Origin of the sequence: Kitasatospora putterlickiae (assembly GCF_039527695.1) — a bacterium.
Taxonomy (GTDB): domain Bacteria; phylum Actinomycetota; class Actinomycetes; order Streptomycetales; family Streptomycetaceae; genus Kitasatospora; species Kitasatospora putterlickiae.
Window position 1 is genome coordinate 34958 of record NZ_BAAAKJ010000002.1, and the last position, 2885, is coordinate 37842.

The following is a 2885-nucleotide window of genomic DNA, read 5'->3' on the forward strand; positions in this document are numbered from 1 at the left end:
CCGGCTCGCCGAGGCGATCGAGTCGCACGCCGAGGAGCTGGCCGAGCTGATCGTCCGCGAGGTCGGCAAGCCGGTCGCCGAGGCGCGCGGCGAGGTCGCCCGCACCGTCGCGATCTGGCGCTACAACGCGCAGGCGCCGTTCGCGGCCTCCGGCGAGGTGCACGAGACCGCCGCCGGCCCCGGCCTGCTGCTCACCCGCCGCCGCCCGTACGGGGTCGCCGGGCTGATCACGCCGTGGAACTTCCCGCTGGCGATCCCCACCTGGAAGGCCGCCCCGGCGCTGGCCGTCGGCAACAGCGTCGTCCTCAAGCCCTCCTCGGAGGCGATCGGCGTCGCCCTGCGGCTGGCCGAGCTGGCCGCCGGGGCCGGGCTGCCCGCAGACGTCTTCACCGTGCTGCCCGGCGGCGGCGCCGAGGGCACCACCCTGGTCGCCTCGGCCGACGTGGTCTCCTTCACCGGCTCCACCGGGGTCGGCCGCCAGGTCGTCCGCACCGCCACCGAGCGCGGCATCCCGGTGCAGGCCGAGCTCGGCGGGCTGAACACGGCGATCGTCCTGCCGGACGCCGACTTCGACCGGGCCGCCGCCGACCTCGCCAACGCGATCGCCGGCTACGCGGGCCAGAAGTGCACCGCCACCAGCCGGGTCGTCGCGGTCGGCGCGGCCTTCGAGCCGCTGCGCGCGGCGCTGGTCAAGGCGCTCGGCCAGGTCGACGACACCTCCTGCGGCCCGGTCATCAACGAGGCCACCCGGGACGAGATCACCGCGGCCGTCGCCTCCGCCCGGGAGGCCGGCGCCGAGGTGCTGACCGGCGGCGGCGTGCCCGAGCGGGACGGCTGGTTCCTGGAGCCGACCCTGGTCGCCGGGGTGCCGGACGAGCACCCGCTGCGGCGCGAGGAGTTCTTCGGCCCGATCGCGCTGCTGCACGAGGCGGCCGACCTGGACGAGGCGATCGCGATCGCCAACGACACCCCGTACACGCTGTCCGCCTCGGTGCACACCCGGGACCTGGACGCCGCGCTGACCGCCGCCGACCGGCTGAACGCGGGCATGATCCGGGTCAACGCGCCGTCCAGCGGCGTCGACTTCCACCTGCCGTTCGGCGGCGCCAAGGGCGCCAGCCACGGCGCCCGCGAGCAGGGCCGGGCGGCGCTGGACTTCTACACCCAGAGCCGCACCGTCAGCCTGCTGCCGGGCGGGGGCGCCTGATGACGGCCCAGCCCACCGACGGCGGGTCCGTGCAGGTCGACACCGTCGACTACCACACGGCCGGAGAGCCGTTCCGGATCGTCGTCGCCGGCGCCCCGGTGATCCCCGGGGACAGCGTCGCCGAGCGGCGGGCCATCGCGATCGGAGCCGGCGGCACCGCGACCGCGCCCCGGCCGGGCGCGCTGGACGACGTGCGGCAGCTGCTCACCCGGGAGCCGCGCGGCCACGCCGGCATGTACGGCGGCTTCCTGGTGCCGCCGGACGACGACGGCGCCGACCTCGGCGTGCTGTTCTGGCACAAGGACGGCTACTCGACCGCCTGCGGCCACGGCACCATCGCGCTCGGCGCCTGGGCGGTCGACTCCGGGCTGGTCGCGGCGCCCGAGTACGGCGTCGCCCGGGTGCGGATCGACGTGCCGTCCGGCCGGGTCACCGCGCTGGTCCACCGGGCCGCCGGACGGACCACCGGGGTGACGTTCCGCAACGTGCCCTCCTGGGTGAGCGAGCTCAAGCTGCCGGTGGAGACCTCGCGCGGCACCGTCGAGGTGGCCGTCGCGCACTCCGGCGCCTGCTACGCCTCGGTGCCGGCCGCCGCGCTCGGCCTCTCGGTGAGCCTCGGCCAGCTGTCCGAACTCACCGCGATCGGGCGGGAGATCCGGGCCGCGCTGGCCGGCTCAGAGGCCGTGCGGCACCCGGTGGACCCGCGGCTGTCCGGCGTCTACGGGGTCATCCTGTACGACGAACTCCCGGCGGAGGACGGCGGGGTGAACCAGCGCAACGTCACCGTCTTCGCGGACGGCCAGATCGACCGCTCGCCCTGCGGCTCCGGCACCTCGGCGCGGCTGGCGATCCTGGCCGCCGAGGGAAGGCTCGCGCCCGGCGCGGAGCTGCGGCACGAGTCGATCGTCGGCACCGTCTTCGGCGGGCGGGTGCTGGCCGGCGGCGACCCGTGGGGCGACGGCGTGGTCACCGAGGTGACCGGCACCGCGCACCGCACCGGCGAGCACCGCTTCGTGCTCGACCCGCAGGACACCCTCGGCGCGGGGTTCCTGCTGTGAGCGGGGATCTGAGGACGGCACCGGCCGCTGCCCCGGCCACCGTCCCGGCCCTGGAACAGCCCGGCGCGGCGGCTGAGCCGCTCCAGCCCGCCGTGCCGGGCCCGACGGACGTGCTCGCCGCGGCCCCCGTCGGGCTGACGCCCGCCGAGGCGGCCCGGGCGATCGAACGGGTGCTGCTCGAAGGGCTGGACCCGGAGGCCGCGCCCGCCCGCTCGGCCGTGCCGGTGCCGGCCGGGGAGCTGCTGCTGATGCCGGCCGCCTCCGCCGCGTACACCGGGGTGAAGATCGCCGGGGTCGCCCCGGCCAACCCCGCCGCCGGGCTGCCCCGGATCACCGGCAGCTACCTGCTGCTCGACGGTCCGACCCTGCAGCCGCTCGCCCTGCTGGACGGCATCGGGCTCACCTCGCTGCGCACGCCGGCCGTCACCGCCGTCGCGCTGGACCGGCTGGCGGTGCCGCAGGCCGCGCACCTGGTGCTGTTCGGCTCCGGCCCGCAGGCGTACGGCCACCTGGACGCCCTGCTCGGCATCCGCCCGCTGACCAGGGTGACCGTGGTCGCCCGCAGCGAGCAGCCGGCCGAGGCGCTGGCCCGGTACGCCCGGGCGCGCGGCGTGGCGGGC

General features: G+C 77.1%; 2 protein-coding genes and 1 pseudogene. All 3 read left to right on the forward strand.

Going from position 1 to position 2885, the window contains the following annotated elements:
• The coding region (locus ABD308_RS00240; protein ID WP_344321953.1) for an aldehyde dehydrogenase family protein at nucleotides 1–1207 on the forward strand (1207 nt) is incomplete at its 5' end.
• Nucleotides 1207–2265: a proline racemase family protein gene (locus tag ABD308_RS00245; protein ID WP_344321959.1), complete on the forward strand. Its 1059-nt coding sequence runs from the start codon at nucleotides 1207–1209 to the stop codon at nucleotides 2263–2265. The genes ABD308_RS00240 and ABD308_RS00245, both read left to right, overlap by 1 nt.
• Nucleotides 2262–2885, forward strand: a pseudogene (locus ABD308_RS00250) (hypothetical protein); the annotation flags it as partial. The gene ABD308_RS00245 and the pseudogene ABD308_RS00250, both read left to right, overlap by 4 nt.

Bases quoted from the DNA above. Each gene is read 5' to 3' on its own strand.
- ABD308_RS00245 (WP_344321959.1), top strand. From the start codon at position 1,207: ATGACGGCCCAGCCCACCGACGGCGGGTCCGTGCAGGTCGACACCGTC.